Origin of the sequence: Microbispora sp. NBC_01389 (assembly GCF_045040095.1) — a bacterium.
Lineage (GTDB): Bacteria > Actinomycetota > Actinomycetes > Streptosporangiales > Streptosporangiaceae > Microbispora.
Genome location: NZ_CP109552.1, coordinates 2,189,988 through 2,207,848, shown reverse-complemented (window position 1 = coordinate 2,207,848; position 17,861 = coordinate 2,189,988). Strand labels below are relative to the sequence as shown.

At 71.0% G+C, this 17,861-nt stretch carries 17 protein-coding genes; 9 read left to right on the top strand and 8 right to left on the bottom strand.

Features of this window, described 5'->3' with window-relative positions; genetic code table 11:
- Positions 1–259: 259 nt before the first annotated feature.
- The 5 genes from OG344_RS09885 to OG344_RS09865 all read right to left on the bottom strand — a co-directional run bounded on the left by OG344_RS09885 (position 260) and on the right by OG344_RS09865 (position 4,852).
- Entirely contained in the window at positions 260–1,228 is a 969-nt protein-coding gene (locus OG344_RS09885; protein ID WP_405087956.1) for an ankyrin repeat domain-containing protein, read from the bottom strand.
- Positions 1,229–1,445: 217 nt separating this feature from the next.
- Positions 1,446–1,895, bottom strand: coding sequence for a hypothetical protein (locus OG344_RS09880; RefSeq protein WP_405087955.1), 450 nt, complete (start codon positions 1,893–1,895; stop codon positions 1,446–1,448).
- Between the two features lie 22 nt (positions 1,896–1,917).
- On the bottom strand, positions 1,918–3,480 hold the full coding sequence (locus OG344_RS09875; protein WP_405087953.1) for a radical SAM protein: 1,563 nt from the start codon (positions 3,478–3,480) through the stop codon (positions 1,918–1,920).
- A gap of 2 nt (positions 3,481–3,482) precedes the next feature.
- Positions 3,483–4,025 carry a hypothetical protein gene (locus OG344_RS09870; protein WP_405087952.1) on the bottom strand — a complete coding sequence of 181 codons (543 nt, stop codon included), beginning with the start codon at positions 4,023–4,025 and terminating at the stop codon, positions 3,483–3,485.
- A complete protein-coding gene (locus tag OG344_RS09865) occupies positions 4,022–4,852 on the bottom strand; it encodes a prolipoprotein diacylglyceryl transferase (RefSeq protein WP_405087951.1) in 831 nt (276 codons plus the stop codon). The genes OG344_RS09870 and OG344_RS09865 overlap by 4 nt, the downstream gene beginning before the upstream one ends.
- Before the next feature lie 176 nt (positions 4,853–5,028).
- Between OG344_RS09865 and OG344_RS09860 the strand changes: the two genes are divergently transcribed.
- The 5 genes from OG344_RS09860 to OG344_RS09840 all read left to right on the top strand — a co-directional run bounded on the left by OG344_RS09860 (position 5,029) and on the right by OG344_RS09840 (position 10,035).
- Positions 5,029–5,865, top strand: a complete 837-nt coding sequence (locus OG344_RS09860; protein ID WP_405087950.1) for a M15 family metallopeptidase — start codon at positions 5,029–5,031, stop codon at positions 5,863–5,865.
- Positions 5,866–6,195: 330 nt separating this feature from the next.
- Complete coding sequence (locus tag OG344_RS09855) at positions 6,196–6,423, top strand: hypothetical protein (protein WP_150933782.1); 228 nt, start codon at positions 6,196–6,198, stop codon at positions 6,421–6,423.
- A 69-nt stretch (positions 6,424–6,492) separates the two neighbouring features.
- Positions 6,493–7,368: an NUDIX hydrolase gene (locus OG344_RS09850; RefSeq protein WP_405087949.1), complete on the top strand. Its 876-nt coding sequence runs from the start codon at positions 6,493–6,495 to the stop codon at positions 7,366–7,368.
- 192 nt (positions 7,369–7,560) lie between these two features.
- The gene (locus tag OG344_RS09845) at positions 7,561–8,685 is read left to right on the top strand and encodes a calcium:proton antiporter (RefSeq protein WP_405087948.1); all 1,125 of its coding nucleotides are present in this window, start codon (positions 7,561–7,563) and stop codon (positions 8,683–8,685) included.
- 108 nt (positions 8,686–8,793) lie between these two features.
- On the top strand, positions 8,794–10,035 hold the full coding sequence (locus OG344_RS09840; protein WP_405089065.1) for an MFS transporter: 1,242 nt from the start codon (positions 8,794–8,796) through the stop codon (positions 10,033–10,035).
- On the opposite strand, the gene OG344_RS09835 is transcribed toward OG344_RS09840, so the two are convergent.
- Positions 9,932–10,801: an MBL fold metallo-hydrolase gene (locus OG344_RS09835; RefSeq protein WP_405087947.1), complete on the bottom strand. Its 870-nt coding sequence runs from the start codon at positions 10,799–10,801 to the stop codon at positions 9,932–9,934. The two genes, OG344_RS09840 and OG344_RS09835, sit on opposite strands and share 104 nt — an antisense overlap.
- Before the next feature lie 114 nt (positions 10,802–10,915).
- On the opposite strand from OG344_RS09835, the gene OG344_RS09830 reads away from it, so the two are divergent.
- From OG344_RS09830 to OG344_RS09815, 4 genes are all read left to right on the top strand, one after another.
- Complete coding sequence (locus OG344_RS09830; RefSeq protein ID WP_405087946.1) at positions 10,916–11,398, top strand: SigE family RNA polymerase sigma factor; 483 nt, start codon at positions 10,916–10,918, stop codon at positions 11,396–11,398.
- On the top strand, positions 11,395–12,777 hold the full coding sequence (locus tag OG344_RS09825; protein WP_405087945.1) for a hypothetical protein: 1,383 nt from the start codon (positions 11,395–11,397) through the stop codon (positions 12,775–12,777). Before OG344_RS09830 ends, OG344_RS09825 begins: the two co-directional genes overlap by 4 nt.
- A 197-nt stretch (positions 12,778–12,974) precedes the next feature.
- Positions 12,975–14,231, top strand: a complete 1,257-nt coding sequence (locus OG344_RS09820; RefSeq protein ID WP_405087944.1) for an MFS transporter — start codon at positions 12,975–12,977, stop codon at positions 14,229–14,231.
- A gap of 10 nt (positions 14,232–14,241) precedes the next feature.
- On the top strand, positions 14,242–15,087 hold the full coding sequence (locus tag OG344_RS09815) for a PIG-L family deacetylase (RefSeq protein ID WP_405087943.1): 846 nt from the start codon (positions 14,242–14,244) through the stop codon (positions 15,085–15,087).
- A 154-nt stretch (positions 15,088–15,241) separates the two neighbouring features.
- Here OG344_RS09815 and OG344_RS09810 read toward each other — a convergent pair whose 3' ends face one another.
- Both OG344_RS09810 and OG344_RS09805 read right to left on the bottom strand, forming a co-directional pair.
- A complete protein-coding gene (locus tag OG344_RS09810) occupies positions 15,242–17,122 on the bottom strand; it encodes an adenylyl cyclase (RefSeq protein ID WP_405087942.1) in 1,881 nt (626 codons plus the stop codon).
- 383 nt (positions 17,123–17,505) lie between these two features.
- A complete protein-coding gene (locus tag OG344_RS09805; RefSeq protein ID WP_405087941.1) occupies positions 17,506–17,823 on the bottom strand; it encodes a hypothetical protein in 318 nt (105 codons plus the stop codon).
- Positions 17,824–17,861 lie beyond the last annotated feature (38 nt).

Genomic DNA, 17,861 nt, shown 5'->3' with positions numbered 1-17,861 from the left:
GCCGGCACGACCGGGACGACGACGGGCGGAGCCGGGGACGGTACGCCGCGATCGAACGCCGCCGGGCCGGCGAGGCCGGAAGCGGGAGTGGGAGCGGGGGCGGCGGACACCGTCGGCACAGCCATCGCACACTCCTCACCTGCCGGGACTCGACCGAACCCGTGTTCGATCCGATGCCCAAGACTGTAGCGCCTCATCGAACATGTGCGCGAGCGTTCGGCGAAAAAGCTCCGCCAAACACCGTCGTTCAGCGTGGTGGTCAGCTCCAGTAGTCGCGTTCGGGGAGCCTCACCCACATGCCGGGCCGTTCGACGGCGTCGGCGTCCGTCAGCCGCAGGCCCACGACCGCGCAGCAGTACGCGATCGCTCGTCCACGGAAGAGGTAGCTGTTGAGGATCTCCTCGGCGGAGTCCTCTGACGATGGGTGGCCACCACCGGGGTGGGTGTCCCACTCCACGATCTCGCCGTCCCGGGTGAAACTGCCCTGGTTACCGCTCTTGGGATTGGCGTACATGGCGTAGCAGACGGTCCCCGCCGACAGGCGCTTCGTGAGGCCGGGGGTGGACGACATGTATCCCCACGGCTGGGTGACGACACAACCGCCGGGCACATCCGTGACGCCGACGATCTCGAGGCTCTCGTCGAAGTTCTCGAAGATGTCGTCTTCGAAGAGCTCTTCGACTTCGGCGCCGTCGACGGGGACGGCCTCCAGGCGGCGTACCGCCTCGGCCGCGGTGACGCCGGCCACACAGGCGAGACTCAGCCCGTCGTAGTAGAAATCGCCCAACGCGTCGACGAGACGCCGAGCCTCCGCCACCGCATTGAGCTCGTCTTCGGAAAGCCCCGTCTGCCCTGCGGGAAGAGCGAACAGGTCAGGGGTCGGCGTGGCCAGGCTCAGCCGTCCGGGCGACCAGCCGTTCATCATCGGCCGCCACGGATCGGCACCGGCCTCGGCCAGGATCCGGGCATTGTCCGGACGGTTGGCGAAAACGGCCTTCCACAGTGCCGTGCGGCCCTCGTGCTCGGCATCCACGTCGTCGACGCGGGGGACCAGATCCGCCACCACATCCGGAGTGCCGCGTTCCGCGGCCGCGTGCAGGGGCCGTCCGTGGAAGAACAGCTCCGAGTTCGGATCGGCGCCCGCGTCGAGCCGGGCACGGATCAGCCGCAGACTCTTCCAGTCGTCCCAGCCGATGCCGGACCAGTCTGCTTTCTGGGCGACAGCCATGATGCTCCCTCGGTGAGTAACTGAGCAGATCATGGCGAAGCCCACCGACAAATTCCGTGGGAAGCGCGGAGCGGCCTTCTCGGGGACCGGAGCTTCCGACCGGCGCGATGACACGTCCACAGCACTTCGGAGCGCGCTTCACCGGGGCCGGAGCGCCCGTCAGGCACAGCGGCGCCGCGAGGTGCCGGCGCCCGAGGCGCTGCGGCCCGAATGCCGGCTAACGCGACACGTGCGGGAGCACGAGGGCCGCGGCGGCGGCCAGGGCGACCAGTCCCAGGTAGGCGAGGACGAGCCGGGTGTCGCGGAGATAGCATTTGCTCCGCGTGAGCCCCGCGCGGCGGGCCCGCCAGTATCCTGCGACGCCCAGGACGGCGAAGGCCAGCACCGCCCACGCTCCGAACAGCCAGGCGAGCAGCGCCACCGTGGCGTAGACGCACAGCTTCAGCGGATCGTACGGCTGCGCCTGCTCCCCCGCCGAACCCTGCCCGTTTGCCGAAGCCTGCCCGTTTGCCGGGGCCTGGCCGGGCGTACGGCCCCGGGCGGCGAGGGCCTGCTCGTAGGCGACGCCGGTGGGGTGATCGTCCGGCCGCTGGTCGTCCGGCCAGCGGTCGTCCGGGCGCTGGTCACCCGGCCGGTCGCCCGCCCGCGGCCCGGTGCCGGGGTTCACGCCGGCCCCGCGACGCGGCGGCTCACGTGATCTCCACGAGCGGCAGCCGTACGCCGGTGTCGGCGGAGGCGACGGCCGACAGGCGCTGACGCGCGAGCGCCGGCCAGGCCTGGACCGCGCAGAACGGCGCGCACTGGTCCTGGTCGGAACGGGTGCCGACGTGTACGCAGCACTGGGTGAGGCGCTCCTCCAGCATGGTGGACATGTCCATGAACGGCTTGATCGTGATCCGCACGACCCGTTCGCCGAGCAGCTTCCGCAGGCGCCGTTGCCGGCCGGGCAGCACCGACGACGCGAGCGTCAGCAGGGTCGTCAGCCCGAGGTCGCAGTTCTCGCAGATGTCGCGCCAGACCTTCCCGATCTCGGGGTGGGACAGCGATGACTGCTCCGACAACAGGCCGAGCAGCGACTCCTGAACAGCCATGCGAAGCTGGCGGGGGATCTCCGGGTCGGCGATCCGGTTCGAGACCAGGCCGAGGTTCTCCTTGAGGCGGTCGTGGCCGATCAGGGCCGTCAGCGAGCGCCACCGGTCGGCGTCGTCCCTGACCATGTAGCCGACCGAGCAGCAGTGCGGGTGCGAGCAGGGCAGCGCGGTGAGGTCGCGCCAGGTGACCAGGCCGTCGGTCTGGGGGCCGAGGCGCTTCAGCACGCCGGTGTGGGTGAGCCGGTCCATGGGGTCGATCGCGCCGGACCGTCCCGAGCCGAACTGCGGCTGGATCGACACGCCGCCGACGTAGGGCGTGTCGAGAGCCAGGCGCACCACGTCGCCGATCTCGCCGTCGTTGACGCCGAGCGCGGCCGTCATCACCAGGGTCGTGAAGATCTCCCGCTCCGACAGCCGGCGCAGCGCCTCCGCCTTCTGCCGCCGCAGATCGCCGCCCCGGTGGTGCCGGGACGCCTCGGCGGACACGCCGTCGTACTGCAGGTAGACCTCGACGCGCTCGCGGTGCTCGGTGAGCAGGTCGAGCAGGGCGTCGTCCCTGCCCACCAGGAGGCCGTTCGTGTTGACGAGGATGCGGGTGATCGGCCGCGCCGCCAGCTCGGCGAGCAACTCGGGCAGATCGGGATGCAGCGTCGGCTCGCCGCCGCTGAGCATGAGCACGTCGATCCGGCCGTTCTCCCGGGACAGCCGCTGGTCGACATTGGCGAGTATCTCCCGGACCGGGACGACTCCCCGCAGGTCGGGCGAGGACTCGGTGAAGCAGGTCGGGCAGCGCAGGTTGCACGCCTCCGCGACGTCCTCCAGGAGGATGCACGTGTGCTGCGTCTGCATCTCCGGCAGACCCCGCAGGTACGCCTCCGGGATCGGGTCGAAGTTGCCCGCGACGTCGGGCAGGTGGGCCTTGGTCGGAGCGGTCCACTCCTCCAGGTAGGCGAGGATCTCCGGGTCCTCGTCGTAGAGGGTCCTGACCATGCCGTGCGCCCGGCAGCCGCGCTCCAGATAGACGCGGCCGTCACGGGCGGCCAGCCAGCCGGACAGCCGCGGCACCTCAGCCAGCGGGCGGTCCGGCCGCTCCTCGTGACAGCGGGGGCAGAACGCGTTGACGTAGCGGAGTATCCGGTCCCCCCGCAGGGGCATTCCCATGGTCACAGTCCGCCGTCCGTGTAGAGCGAGGTGTTGACGCCGGTGCAGAAACCGGCGCTGAGGATCGTCACGAGCGCCCACCCGATCATCAGGCCGAGCCCGAGCCCCCGTGACCACGGCTGCCGGCGGCGGATCAGCAGCGTCCCGCCGCCGAAGACGATCGCCGCCAGGATCACGGCCCCGCCCACGACCGCTATCTCCTTGTGAGCGCCGAGGCTGTCGGCGGCCGCCAGGGTGGCGACGGCGAGAATCGAGTTGACGATCACTTCGAGCACGACGCCCGCGAACGTCAGCGCGATCACCACTCCGGTGGTGTTCTCCTGCCGCGGCGGCGGTGGCGGCCACGCGTAGGGCGCCCCGCCGTCCGGGCCGTACGGCCCGCCGGGGCCGGAACCACCACCCGGACCATATGACCCTCCGGGACCGGGTGCGCCACCCTGGGCTTCGCCGGGAGGTGGGGGCTGGTCGGGGGGTGAGGGTGGGTCGCCCGGACGGGGGTCCTGGGGCCGCTCGGGCCGCTCGGGCGGCTCGGGGGGTGTGCTCATCTGTCCTCCTCGCCGACGGGCGAAAGCCGTACTCCCGTTAAGAGCGGCCGCTCACCCCGCCCCGGGAGCAGCCTGTCGTAGAACCCCTTGCGACAGCCATACGCCAGCCGGACGGCGAGCAGCGCCAGGCCCGGCATCAGGAACCACTGCGGGCGGGTCAGGTCGAGCCAGACCGTCTCGTTCGCCCTGGTGAACTCGACCAGGAACCGGAACACGGCGTACGCGCCCAGATAGAGGGTGAACAGCTCGCCCGGCCGGTCGAGGCGGCCGCGCGCCCACAGCAGCGCGCCGAAGGCGGCGAGCTGGAAGACGACCTCGTAGAGGAATGAGGGGTGCATGGCCTGCCCGGCCAGGCATCCGGGGCACTCGGGGACGGTCGCGGGCGCGTGGACTCCCCAGGGAAGAGTGGTGGGACGGCCGGGGGCCTCGGTGAGGAAGCAGCCGACGCGGCCGACGGCCATGCCGATCGCGACGGCGGGAGCGAACAGGTCGCCGGTCCGCTCCCGGTAGCCGATCAGCCGCTTCGCCACCAGCACGCCGACGTAAGCGCCGGTCAGCCCGCCGAGGATGCTCCGGGCGCCGAACATCCACGCCTCGACGATCCCGGGGTTCAGCGCGGGGTCGAGGTGCTCGGCCCAGCCGGACAGCCGCATGCCCACCGCTCCGCCGACGAGCGCGCCGGTGACCGCCACCAGCGACTCCTCACGCAGCGCTCCCCTGCGGCGCGCCTCCAGGACGAACACCACACTGGCGAGGACCACGCCGAGGCCCACGAAGAAAGCGTGGGCCGGCACGCTCACCCCGCCGAAGCGCAGTTCCTCGATCACGCACGCCACCCTAGCGGCGGCTTCCGACGTTTCCGATCCTCGGTTTCCGGGCCGGGCCGGGTACGCACGCCTGGGAGTCTCCCATCCGAGAAGGCGGGTGAGCATTTCGGGGGCGGGTTATCCACAGGTTGTGCACAACCGTCGGCGCATCCTGCGGCCGCGAGTACTCTGCGCCTATGGGCTTATTGAAGAACCGCAGGTCAGCGGTGATGATAGCGACGCTGGTGGGCGTGACCGGCTGTGGCGGCGCGGCAGGCCCCGAGGCCGGAGGCGCCGCCTCCGCACCCGCCCGGACGTCGACGCCCGTCGCCGTCACGTCACCGGCGGCGCCGCTCTCCCCGGCCGCCGTCACGCCCGTGTCCACCGACCCCGTGTCCGCGACGCCCCCGGCCACGCCCGCCCCGTCCGCTCCGGAGGACGGCGGCACACCGAGCCCGAGCGGCCCGCCCGCCTTCTCCTCGAAAATCGAGAAGGTGTCCCGGGACGAGTTGCGGCACTCCTGGCGGCCCGGCTGCCCGGTGGCGCCGAGCGGTCTGCGGAAGATCACGATGACCTACTGGGGCTTCGACGACAAGGCGCACACCGGCATGCTCGTGGTCGGCAAATCGGTGGCCGAGGACGTCGCGTCGGTCTTCGGAAAGCTGTACGACATGCGTTATCCCATCCGGCGGATGGAGCCCGTCGACGTCTACAAGGGCAGCGACTTCGACTCCATCGAGGCGGACAACACCTCGGCCTTCAACTGCCGCAACGCCACGGGATCGGGCAGCTGGTCCAACCACGCGTACGGGCTGGCGGTGGACCTGAACCCGCGCGAGAACCCGTACGTGGAGGCGGACGGGAGCAACGCGCACCGCAACGCGGACGCGTTCGTGGACAGACCGCTGAAGAAGCCCGGCGTGATCAACAGGGGCGACCGCGTGGTGCGCGCCTTCGCGAGCATCGGCTGGGGCTGGGGCGGCACCTGGTCGGGCGCCCGCGACTACCAGCACTTCTCCGTCAACGGCCGATGACGGCACCGACGATCAACGGGAACGAGCTGGGATGAGCTTGGGATGAGGGGTGGGCGATGGGTGGAGGACAACGCCCGCTTCTCCGGCCGCAGAAGCGGGCGTCTCTCCAGATATGACATCTCCCGATCCTCCCGACAAAGGGGGATCGCGAGTGAGGGCACAAACGCTAACGGGCTATGGACTCCGGCTTGGGAAGGATCGCTTACCACTTAATAACGATCGGCCTACGACGCCGTCACGCTGTGGCGATCACCCGCACCCGACCGGTCAACTGCTTGTTCTCAACGGCGAGACAGGAGAGACATGTCCATTTGGCAGCAATCTGTGCCTTTGCCCCCTCTGTGGCCTCCTGACCGGTTCGAGGTCCGTTCCGCCCGGCCGGTTCCCGGCGGGGGCCGCGCGGCCGACCGCTACCACTTCCCGCGCCGGGCGCACGAGGCCGCCATCCGCCTTCGCGGCCTGCGCTTCGCGACGCAGATCCAGGTGATCCGCCTCGCCGACGGCGTGACCCTCTTCGACCTGTCCGCCGGGGTGGAGGTGCCCGTCGACCACTGGTGACACCGGAGCGGCGAACACCGCTCCGCACCGCGCGACCAGGGCTTTCCCGGGCTGCGCCAAAATAGGGGCATGGCGGCGATGGACGGCGACGGCTGGGCCCTGTGCTCGCTGGGACACCAGCACTGGGGACTGCACGGCGCCGCAGGCCTGCTCGCCGTCCACCACACGCTGGACGGCATGCCGTACGTGCTCCTGCAGAAACGGGCCTGGTGGAGCCATCACGGCGGCACCTGGGGCCTGCCCGGCGGGGCCCGCGACAGTCACGAGGACGCCGTCACCGGCGCGCTGCGCGAGGCTCGGGAAGAGGCGGCCCTCCGCGCCGATCTCGTCCGGGTACGCGGACTCTACGTCGACGACCACGGCGGCTGGTCGTTCCAGACGGTGATCGCTGAGGCGGACGGGCTGCTCGACGCCGCGCCCGCGAACGGCGAGAGCCTCGACCTGCGGTGGGTGGCCGCGGACGAGGTCACCGCCAGGCAGTTGCATCCCGGCTTCGCCGGCTCCTGGCCGCTGATCCGGGCCGCGCTGAGCCCGGTCGTGGTCGTCCTCGACATGGCCAACATCATCGGGGCGCGGGCCGAGCACGGCTGGTGGAAGGACCGCGCGGGCGCCGCGAACCGCCTGCTCAACGAGCTGATCGCGCTGACCGTGCGGGGCGTCGGCGACATGCCGCAAGGAGTGCCGGCGCTCACGCGGTGGTTCCCCCGGATGTTCGCGGTGCTGGAGGGCGCCGCGGCCAAAGCCGCCGACCCCGGGCCGGTGAACGGGGACATGACGGTCGTGCTGGCCGGGGGCAGCGGGGACGACGCGATCGTGGAGACGGTGCGCGGTGTGCGGCCGTGGGAGACGGCACTCGTCGTCACCGCCGACCGCGGGCTGCGCGAACGGGTAACGGCACTCGGCGCCCTCGTCATCGGGCCACGCTGGCTGCTCGGCCAGCTCTGAGACCACACAGCTCTGACACCGCACACTCTGATCCGCACCGCCGTACGGCGCGGGTCGGCACGGCCGTGAGTCCGGGCCGGCACGGCACCCGCCCGCACCGGCGGCGGCGGCGGCGGACCAGTCTTCAGAGCCCCACATCAGACACAAATGAGCGAATCATCGTAAATCGCCCTATTTGGGCAGGATGAAGGCGTGAATCTGTTCTTCCGCCGACTGGCCACCTCCTGGACGACGACCGCTCCGATCCTCGCCGTGATCGTGCTCGCCCTGGCGTGGGGCCGGACGATTCCTCCCCTCGTCGTCACGATCGCGGCGGTCTTCCTGGCGGCCGCGGTGCTCGCGGCCGTGCATCACGCGGAGGTCATCGCACACCGGGTCGGCGAACCGTTCGGGTCGCTGATCCTCGCGGTGGCGGTGACGGTGATCGAAGTGGCGCTGATCATCAGTCTCACCGTGTCCGGCGGCCCGGCCGCGTCGTCACTCGCCCGCGACACCGTGTTCGCCGCCGTGATGATCACCTGCAACGGCATCGTCGGCCTCTCGCTGCTGATGGCCGCGCTGCGGCGGCGGGTGGCGGTCTTCAACGCCGAGGGAACCGGCGGAGCCCTGGCCACCGTCGCCACGCTCGCGACGCTGAGCCTCGTGCTGCCCGCCTTCACCACGACCGTGTCGGGCCCCGCCTTCGCCCCCGCCCAGCTCGCGTTCGCCGCGGTCGCCTCGATCACGTTGTACGGTCTGTTCGTCCTCACCCAGACGATCAGGCACCGCGAATACTTCCTGCCCGTCGAGACCACCGGCGAGCGCGGCGGCAAGCAGGGGGGCAGGCACGGGGGCAAGGCGGAGCACGCGGATCTCTCCTCCAACCGCGCGGCCATGGTCAGCCTGGCGCTGCTGCTGGCGGCGCTCATCGCGGTGGTCGGGCTGGCGAAGATCGAGGCGCCCGCCATCGAGGCGGTCGTGCGTACGGCCCGGCTTCCGCAGGCCGCGGTGGGCGTGGCGATCGCGCTGCTGGTGCTGCTCCCGGAGACCCTCGCCGCCGTACGCGCGGCGCGGCGGGCGCGGGTCCAGGTCAGCCTGAACCTGGCGTTCGGGTCGGCCATGGCGAGCATCGGCCTGACCATCCCGACGATCGCCGCGGCGTCGCTGTGGCTGGAGGGGCCCCTGCTGCTCGGTCTCGGTCCGACGCACATCGTGCTGCTCGGTCTCACGGTCGTCGTGGCCACCCTGACCGTGGTGCCCGGCCGGGCCACCCTGCTGCAGGCCGGCGTGCATCTCGCGTTGTTCGCCGCGTTCCTGCTCCTGGCCGTCAGCCCGTAAGCGGATCGCGCGCCGGAAAACCCGATGCGGAGCGGATCCGCATGGCCTTAGGGTGCCTGCATGACCTGGCGACATTGACGCTCACCCGAACGGGCCCTCGCGGCCCGGCTGTACGCCTACGCGTTCCTCGAGGACTTCGTCGTCCTCTATCCGGTGTACGCCCTGCTGTTCGCCGAGAACGGGCTGTCGCCCGCCCAGATCTCCTCGCTGTTCGTGATCTGGTCCGTCACCGGCTTCGTGCTGGAGATCCCGTCCGGTGTGTGGGCCGACCTCGTCTCGCGCCGGGCGCTGCTCACCGCCGCGCCCCTCCTCACGGGCGCGGGGTACGCCCTGTGGACGTTCGTCCCCTCCTACTGGTCGTTCGCGCTGGGCTTCGTGCTGTGGGGGGCGGGGGGCTCGCTGCGCTCGGGCACCGTCCAGGCCCTTGTGTACGAGGAACTCGGGCGATGTGGCAGGCCGGACCGCTACCCGGTGCTCGTCGGCCGGTCGGCCGCCGTCGGCGCCACGGCGATCGCGGCCGCCGGCGCGCTCGCGGCGCCCGTGCTCGCCGCGGGCGGTCTCCGCGCGGCGGGTCTGGCCAGTGTTCTGGTGACACCGCTCTGCGCCGCCGTGGCGCTGACGTTCCCCGAGTCGCGCCGTCACCGCGAGATCCCCGACATTACGAACCCTCTGGGCGTCCTGCGGGAGGGCCTCGCCCAGGTGCGCGAGGGGCCGGCGATCCGCCGCGCGATCACAGTCCTGTCGGTGATGTCGGTCATCGGGGCGATGGAGGAGTATGTGCCCCTGCTCGCCCAGGCCACCGGGGTGTCCGCCGGGACGGTGCCGCTGCTCGTGCTGCTGGTGAGTGTCGGTGGCATGGCCGGCGGGTGGTTCGCCGGCCGCGGACAGGGCGCGCTCGCACCGGCCCTGGTGCTCGCCGCCGTCTGCCTGTCCGCCGGGGCCGCGGGAGCCGCGGCGCGCCACCCCGCGGCGGTCACGCTGGTGGCCGTCTCCTTCGGCCTGGTCCAGTGGGCCTCGGCGACGCTGGACGCGCGACTCCAGGAGGAGATCTCGGACGGCGCGCGGGCCACGGTCACCTCGATGGCCGGAGTCGGCGTCGAGATCGTCTGCCTGGCGGTCTACGGCGGCTACGCCGCCGGATCGGTGTGGGCCGGCCCCGGGCCGCTCTTCGCCGTCGCGGCCGTGCCGTACCTGGGCTCGCCTTCGCCGTACGCCGTCCCAAGCGCAGGTGAGACCCGCCGCGCGCTCAGCCGTACGGCGGGCCGGCGCTCCGGCCGGGACCGGTCACCGGGCGGTGCGGGCGCAGGCCGGCCTGCCGTACGGGCAGACGGTAGGTCTCGCCGCGCATGATGTAGTGCACAAGGTGGGACAGTCCCGTCCGGCGGACGTGCTGCTGGAAGTCCCTGAGCGGCGAGGCGAACGCCTCGTAGTCGTCGTAGTGCACGGGCAGGGCCGACTCCGGCTGCATCAGCCGCAGCCACTCCGCGCCCTGGAGACCGTCCATCGTCACCGTGACGCCGAAGATCCGGGTGCCGCCGAGGTGCACGACGCCCACGTCGATGTCCGGGAAGCGGCGCGGTATCTCGGCCAGGCACGGGTCCATGATCGTGTCACCGCTGATGTGCATGCGCAGGTCCACCTCCCCGGCGTTCGCGAAGTCGAGCACGCTGCCCATGACCGGCGGCATCAACCTCTCGACGGGGCCCGGGGCGTGCCGGGCGGGTGTGGCGGTGACTGTCAGCGTGGCGTCGTGGCGGCGCATGAAGTGGTACTCCCAGGGGTCCAGGGCGACGGCCCGGTGGAACCCCTGGCGCCTCAGCCGGTGCGCGGCGTGACGGGTGGTGACGATCGGCAGGTCCCTGTCGAGGCCGTGGCGGGCGATGTCGTCCCAGTGGTCGCCGTGCATGTGCGACAGGACGACCAGGTCCACAGGTGGCAGCTGCGTGACCTCCATCGCCGGCTCGGTACGGCGTCGGGTGCGCAGGCCGTAGCCGAGACGGGCCCACTGGCCCCGGTGCAAGAAGTTCGGATCCGTCAGCAGGGTGAACCCGTGAGATCTGATGATCATGGTGGCGTTGCCCACGAAGAACACGGTCGCGTCCGCTGGATCGGGCATGGTGTCTCCCCTCTCCCAGAACTTCAGGCTACGTAAACCACCACAAATCACCCGAAAGTGGGGGGTGCTTGACGGGCCGTGCAACGTACGGACGGGCCCGTACGTCCCTGGAACGTGGACGACACCTTTCACGATTTCGTCCGGGCGCGCGGCGGGGCGCTGTACCGCTACGCGTACGTGCTGACCGGCGACGCGGACGACGCGGCGGACCTCGTGCAGGAGGCCTTGCTGCGCCTCGGCGACGCCTGGCACCGGGTGGTGCGCAGGGACGATCCCGAGGGATACGTCCGCACGATCATGGCGCGCCAGCACATCAGCTGGTGGCGGCGACGGCGGCGCGAGCGGCTGACGGCGGAGGCGCCCGAGATCGCGTACACCGACGTGCGCCTCGACGGCGACACGGGACTGTGGGCCGAGGTCACCGGCCTGCCGCCGAAACAGCGGGCGGTGCTGGTGCTGCGTTACTACGAGGATCTGCCCGATGCGGAGATCGCCCGAATCCTCGGCATCTCGCCGGGGACGGTGCGCAGTCAGGCCGCCAGGGCCCTGGACAAACTACGCGTACGGCGCCGTACGACCGACATGGAGGAAGTGTGAGAAGCGAGGCGGATCTCACGGCCGCGCTGCGGCAGGCGGCGGACGGCGCGCCCGAGCCGGTGGACCTCCTGGCGGGGCTCGGCGAGCGGCGCAGGCGGCGGACCCGGCAGCGCTACCGTACGGCGCTGGCGGTGGCGGGTGTGGTCGCCGTCGCCGTGGGCGGCACCACGGTGGTCAGGAGCGTGGGACCGAGGGCCACGATCGGCGACCGGCCGGCCACCACAGCCACGACCACAGCCACGACCGCGACCACCCCGACGGCGAAGACGCCGATCCGGGAACCGGAGGACCCGGCGCCGGGGAAGCGGGCGAGACCGGCGAGCGAGGTGTGGCCGCAGGCGGTCTTCACGATGCCGAAGAAGACGGCCGACGGCTTCACGTACCGCCCGGTAACCGCGCTGAGCCCGACCGAGATCCTCGTGGCGGCGGAGGTGTCGTTCGAGAAGACCGGCCGCCTGGAGGTCTACGACCTCGCGACCGGGACGAGCAGGGTGCTGGCCGAGATGCCCCTGCATGTCGAGGACTACTTCATGCAGGGCGCCGAAGCCGGGCCGCACCACGTGGTCTGGTACGGCGCCCGCCCCAACAGCGGGGAGGCGTGGGCGGACTTCTGGGCGGTGCCCGTCGAGGGTGGCCGGCCGGTCCGCGTCGGAGAGGTCACCGGGGCCCTTTCCGCGGTCGCGATGATCGGTGTGACCGACTCCCACGTGGTGTGGTCGCCGGAGTCCGGCGGCCTCTACCGCGTACCCCTCACCGGGGGCACGCCCGAGAAGATCCCGGGCACCGACGGACTGTGGCTGCAGTCGTGGCCGTGGGCAACCGATGTGGTGACGCGGCGGTGGGACGAGGTCAGGGACGGCGACCCGGACCAGCGCCTGCTGGTGAACCTGGAGACCGGCGAGCGCCGCACGCTCACCGCGCCCAAGGGGGTGCACGCCCTCCACTGCCGCCTGCAGTGGTGCCTCGGCAGATCCGGCGGTTCCATCGTGGCGGTGCGTCCCGACGGCTCGGATGAGCGGAAGCTGCCCAGCCGCGCGGCCGATCCAGCGGTCCACGGCGACCGCTTCGTGTCGATGGACGGTGGCCGCGGGCCGCAACTGTACGACATCGAGACCGGGCGGACGGCGACGATCGGGGTGGGGAGCGAAGACGGCAAGAACTGGTCGGTAGGACAGGGCACGTCGTTCTCCCCGAGCCTGGTCTACTACTGGAACGCCGCTCCGCTGAAGGAACGTAGGGCCTGCCGGCCTCTCCAGGCCGACGAGCTGAAGAATCTGCCCTCCTCCCCGACCCCGGGCGCGCGGGTCTGCCAGAAGAACCTGGTCGAGCCGGGGAACGAGTTGCGGGTGTTGAACCTCGCGGCGATCCCACGGGAGTGACCCTCTGGCCGGGAAGGCCCTCGCGGACGCGACGCGCTTCGCCGAGAGGGCGGACACCATAACCACCCATAAGCCCCTTCAATGCTGATGGGTGTGCCAAGTAGCATGTTCGCCGCAACGGGATCACCGGTGCTCACGGACCGATGCTCCCGCGCCGCGGGTGGTCGGCAGGCTGCTCGTCAATCGCGGGAGGTCGGGTGTCCGCACTGCGGCGTGAATCGTGGGTGCCGGTCGCCCTCGCCTACGCCACCTTCGTCCTGGTCGGCCTGAGCGCGGGCGTGGGCGCGGTGCTGCTGCCCGCGCAGATCGACGACTACGGCCTCGACAAGGCCACCGTCGGCACCCAGTTCTTCACCTTCTCGGCCGGGTTCATGCTGGCGGGGTCGACCGCCGGCTGGCTCATCCACCGGTTCGGGGTGCGCACCTCGCTCGTCGTCGGCAGCGGCGTGTTCGCCCTGGCCGGCCTCTACACCGCCGTACGCCCGCCGTTCGCGGCCTTTGTGGCGGTGCAGATTCTGGCCGGGTACGGCACGGGCATCCTCGAATCGGTGCTCAACGCCTATCTCACCGACCGGCCCGGGGCGACGACGCTGCTCAACCGCCTGCACGCGTTCTTCGGCGTCGGCGCGCTGCTCGGGCCGCTGCTGGCCACCTGGATCCTGACCTTCCTGCCGTGGACGGCCGTGTGGCTGGTCCTCGCCCTGGTGAGCCTGCCGCTGCTGGCCGGGTTCCATCTGACCCTGCCCGCCCGCGACATCCCGTTGGCCGCGCCGGACGGGGAGCAGGCCGACAGGGAGCAGGCGCGGCGTCCCGGCCTGCTGACCGCCGTCATACGGCAGCCCGCCGTCCTGCTGGGCACCGTGTTCCTGGCCGTGTACGTCGGCCTGGAGATCAGCGTGGGCAACTGGGGGTTCACCTTCCTGGTTGAGGAGCACGGGCAGGGCGAACAGATCGCCGGATACACCGTCTCCGGCTACTGGCTCGGGCTCGCCCTCGGCCGCTTCCTCATCAGCCCGGCCGCGACCAGGCTCGGCATGACCGCGACCGGGATGACCTACGTGTGCCTGGCCGGCATCACCGTGAGCACGGTGCTGGCCTGGATCGCGCCGGGCGCCGCCGTGGCCGGCGTGAGCTTCGTGCTGCTCGGCTTCTGGCTCGGGCCGGTGTTCCCCACGACGATGGCCGTGGCGCACCGGCTCACCGTGCCCCGGCTGGTGCCCACGGCGATCGGGCTGCTGAACGGCGTGTCGGTGGTCGGCGGAGGCGTGTTCCCCTGGCTGGCCGGGGCGATCGCGCAGGGCGCCGGCGTCTGGACCCTGCCGCCCTTCGCCGTGGCGCTGGCCCTGGCGCTGCTCCTCGTCTGGTGGCTCGTGGCGGGCCGCATGACCCCGGTCTCCCACCCCGCCACCGCTGAGCCGGTTCGCCCCCGCCCTGAGGATCAAGTCGGGATATAGGGTCGTCCAGGTGACGGTAAACGACACCACGGGGGATGGAATGGACTCGGAGCTCACCCTGATGGCCGTGCACGCCCACCCCGACGACGAGGTGATGGGCACCGGCGGCGTCCTGGCGAAGTACACCCAGGAGGGCATCCGTACGGTTCTGGTGACCTGCACCAACGGCGAGCAGGGCGACGGGCCCGGCGGCGTGAAACCGGGCGAGCCCGGGCACGACGACGCGGCGGTGGCCGAGCAGCGGCTGGCCGAACTGCGCGAGTCGGTCGCCCACCTCGGCATCGACCATCTCGAACTGCTCGGCTACCGCGACTCCGGCATGGTCGGCTGGGAGGGCAACGGCCACGCCGACGCGTTCGCCAACGTCCCGGTCGAGACGGCCGCCGCCCGGCTCGCGGCGCTCATGGAGCGCTACCGGCCCCAGGTGATCGTCACGTATGACGAGAACGGCAACTACGGGCATCCCGACCACATCCAGGCCTACCGCATCGCGGTCGCCGCGGCGGAAATGACCGGCATCCCGGACAAGCTGTACTACATCGCCGTGCCGCGTGAGCGGATCCAGCGAATGTTCGAGTTCCTCCAGGAGAGCGGCATGGCCCCGGAGGACTTCGAGATCCCCGACGACTTCGGCACCCCCGAGGAGCTGATCACCTCCGTCGTCGAGGTCTCGCCGTACGTGGAGAGCAAGATGAAGGCCCTGCGGGCGCACGCGAGCCAGGGCGAGAACATCCCCATGCTGCAGATGTCGCCCGAGGCCCAGCAGCAGGCCTTCTCGCACGAGTTCTTCATCAGGAAGACGTCCCGGGTGGCCACCCCCGACCAGGAGGACGACCTCTTCGCCGGCCTCCGCTGAACCCGGCTCGGCGGGAGTCAGGCGTCGGGGTGGGCGGGGCGCGGCCTGGCGTTGGCCTCGGCGATGGACGCGCGGAGTTCGGTCAGCAGGGTGATCATGCCCGCGTGAGGTGCGGACCGCGTACGGCCCGCACCTGCCCGCTGTTCTTCGTGCCTTACGGGGCCGGGTAGTCCGTGACGTACACCGGCGCACCGACCTTGGTCGTGTCGGCCGCGTCACCCACGCCGTTGACGACGTGGTCGATCGTGCCCGCGCTGAGGTTGACCGTCATGATGTGGTGCAGCCGCACGCCCGGGGTCCGCGGCACCTCGAAGCCGTTCTCGGTGTGGATCGACGGGTTGTTCTGGTTGAAGACGTAGACACCGCCGCCGTACAGGCGATGCGCCCGCACCCGGTCGCCGACCTTGTAACCGGCGTACCCCCTGACCTTGCCGTTCATCCAGTCGGCCTGGGCCGGCGGGTCGTACGGCAGCTCGTTCTGGTAGAGGATCGTCGTGCCGTCGTCGCCGTTCCAGACCGTGTTGTAGCGCTGGAAGTGCTCGACGAACAGGCCGGTCGCCGTCACGTGGTCGCCGTTGACGACGACGCCGTAGCGGCCGATGTTCGTCTTCCAGCGCTGCGTGTCGGTGAAACCCTCGACTCCGTGGTCGGCGCGCCACACCCACGTGTGGTCGATGAGCACGTCGTCGCTGTCAACCTGCAGCGCGACCTCGGCCTTGCCGACGTGCGGTCCGCCGACCCGGAAGTACACGTCGGAGAGGGTCGTCGGGTCGTTCGCCGAGGTCCGGTGCCCGCCGTGCTCCTTGCCCACGCGCAGCAGGACCGGCGACTTCTCCGTTCCGGCGTCGATGGTCACGCCTGCGACGACGACGCCGGGGACGTCCGCGACGTCGATCGGGGTCGAGCCGTGGACGGCGGTGAGCGTGGCGTGCCCGAGGCCGAGGACCACCGTGCCGGGACGCCTGACCTCGATGCTCCGCGCGATGTCGTACACGCCCGGCGTGAGCAGCAGGTGCCTGCCCCGGGCGAGCTGGCTGTTGATGGTCTGCACGGAGTCCGACGGCCTGGCGACGAAGAAGTCGCCGATCGGCAGCGTACGGCCGGGGGTCAGGCCGTTCGCCCAGGAGACACCCCGGGTGTTCTTCCGCGCGGCGGGCACCCGCACGTTGTACCTGCCCTGCGCGTCCGTGAACAGGTACGGCTTCTCACGGCTGACCGGCGTGGCGTCGAGCGTCGTGTACGGCGGATTGGGGAAGCCGCTCTCGTCCGGCGCTCCGACGACCCCGGAGAAGACCTGGTTCCACACGCCGTTGGACCAGCCGGCGATCTCGGTGTTGCGGGTCAGCCACTGCTGCTGGGAGCCGTTCGTGACCGACGGCAGCTTGGAGTCGGCGATGAAACCGCCGCTGGCGTACTGCGGGCCGGCGGTGCAGTAGTCCATCAGCGACAACGTGCCGCCGGTGACGTTGAGACGGCGCATCGAGACGGCCTGGGAGACGGCCCAGAAGTTCGCCCCCTTCCGGCAGTCGTCCTGCCCGGCCCCGTTGACGTTGATCGACAGGTTGGACAGCGTGCGCCAGAAGTTGACGAGCGCGAGGCAGTTGCCGGTGCCGTTGTTCTCCAGGCAGCGGTTGTAGACCTCGACCTTGCCGTTGATGACGACGTCCCCGGGGGAGGCGCCGAGACCGGCGATCTCGGTGTAGTAGCCGACCTTGATCTGCAGGGGGTGCTCCGCCGTGCCGTACGTACCGGGCCTGAAGAGATAGGCGTGCCGGGACGTGCCCATCTCGTTGTCGACCTGGGCGGCGTTGGCCGCGTCGAGAGTGGCCTGGATGTCGGCGACCGGCATGCCCGGGTCGAAGACGGTGACGTTCGGGCCCAGATTCGTGGCACCCGGGTTGTGCGCGGCGGCACCCGGGTTGTGGGGGGTGGCCACGGCGGCCGGGGGTGTCACGGACATCGCGGCGGCGGTGATCAGCAGGCCAGCGGAGAACACGAGGCCGATCCGGCGGCGGCCGGAAGGCTGGGGCGTCATGCGGTCCGTCCTTCCCGCTCCATGCGGTACGCGGAGGACATGGGGGTGGACGGCGGGTAGGAGGACACCGCGTGGAGGGTCCCTCGACGGGCGCGGTGGCCCGTTCGGGTGCCGGGGTGGCTCACGATCGTCATCGACCTGCCTACTCAGGGGGGTGGACGGCCTGACACCCCCGCCCTCCTGCGGAAGCCTCGTGAGAGCGCTCTCTCAGACGGGCGGCTTGTATCAAGCCGCGAAAAATGTGTTGGGTCGTTTGTACCCCGCCAACCCCTTGCGGCGCTATCTCCACCGCCGCCCCTCTTGCCCGCGCGAGGCGCCATGCCGGGCGCGGCCCCGTCCCGCTGCCACGCTCGACGGATGCCGTGAGCGACCGGAAGCCGCGATCAGTCCCGTGTCTGAATCACCGACAGGACTTTCTCCGTCGCCGCCATCCACATCGCGAAGGCGGCGCAGCCGCTCTCGAATGCGACGAGGCGCGAATACCATTTCTGGTCCGTCCCTTCGGCCTGCACCACCGTACGGAGCAGTAACAGGCCACCGGCGAGATTACCCAACCCCCAAACAAGGTTCACCGCCGGACCGGAATTCCTGCCGAACGGTGTCAGGTGCCGGCGTCCCGTCACCGCCGTGCCCAGATGAGGAGCGCTGTTACTCACCAGCAGTCCGGCGGTGAACGCCCGGGCGTTGGGAGAAAATCCCATCAGTCCTCCGTCCCGGCCACATTCACATAGCCGGTCCA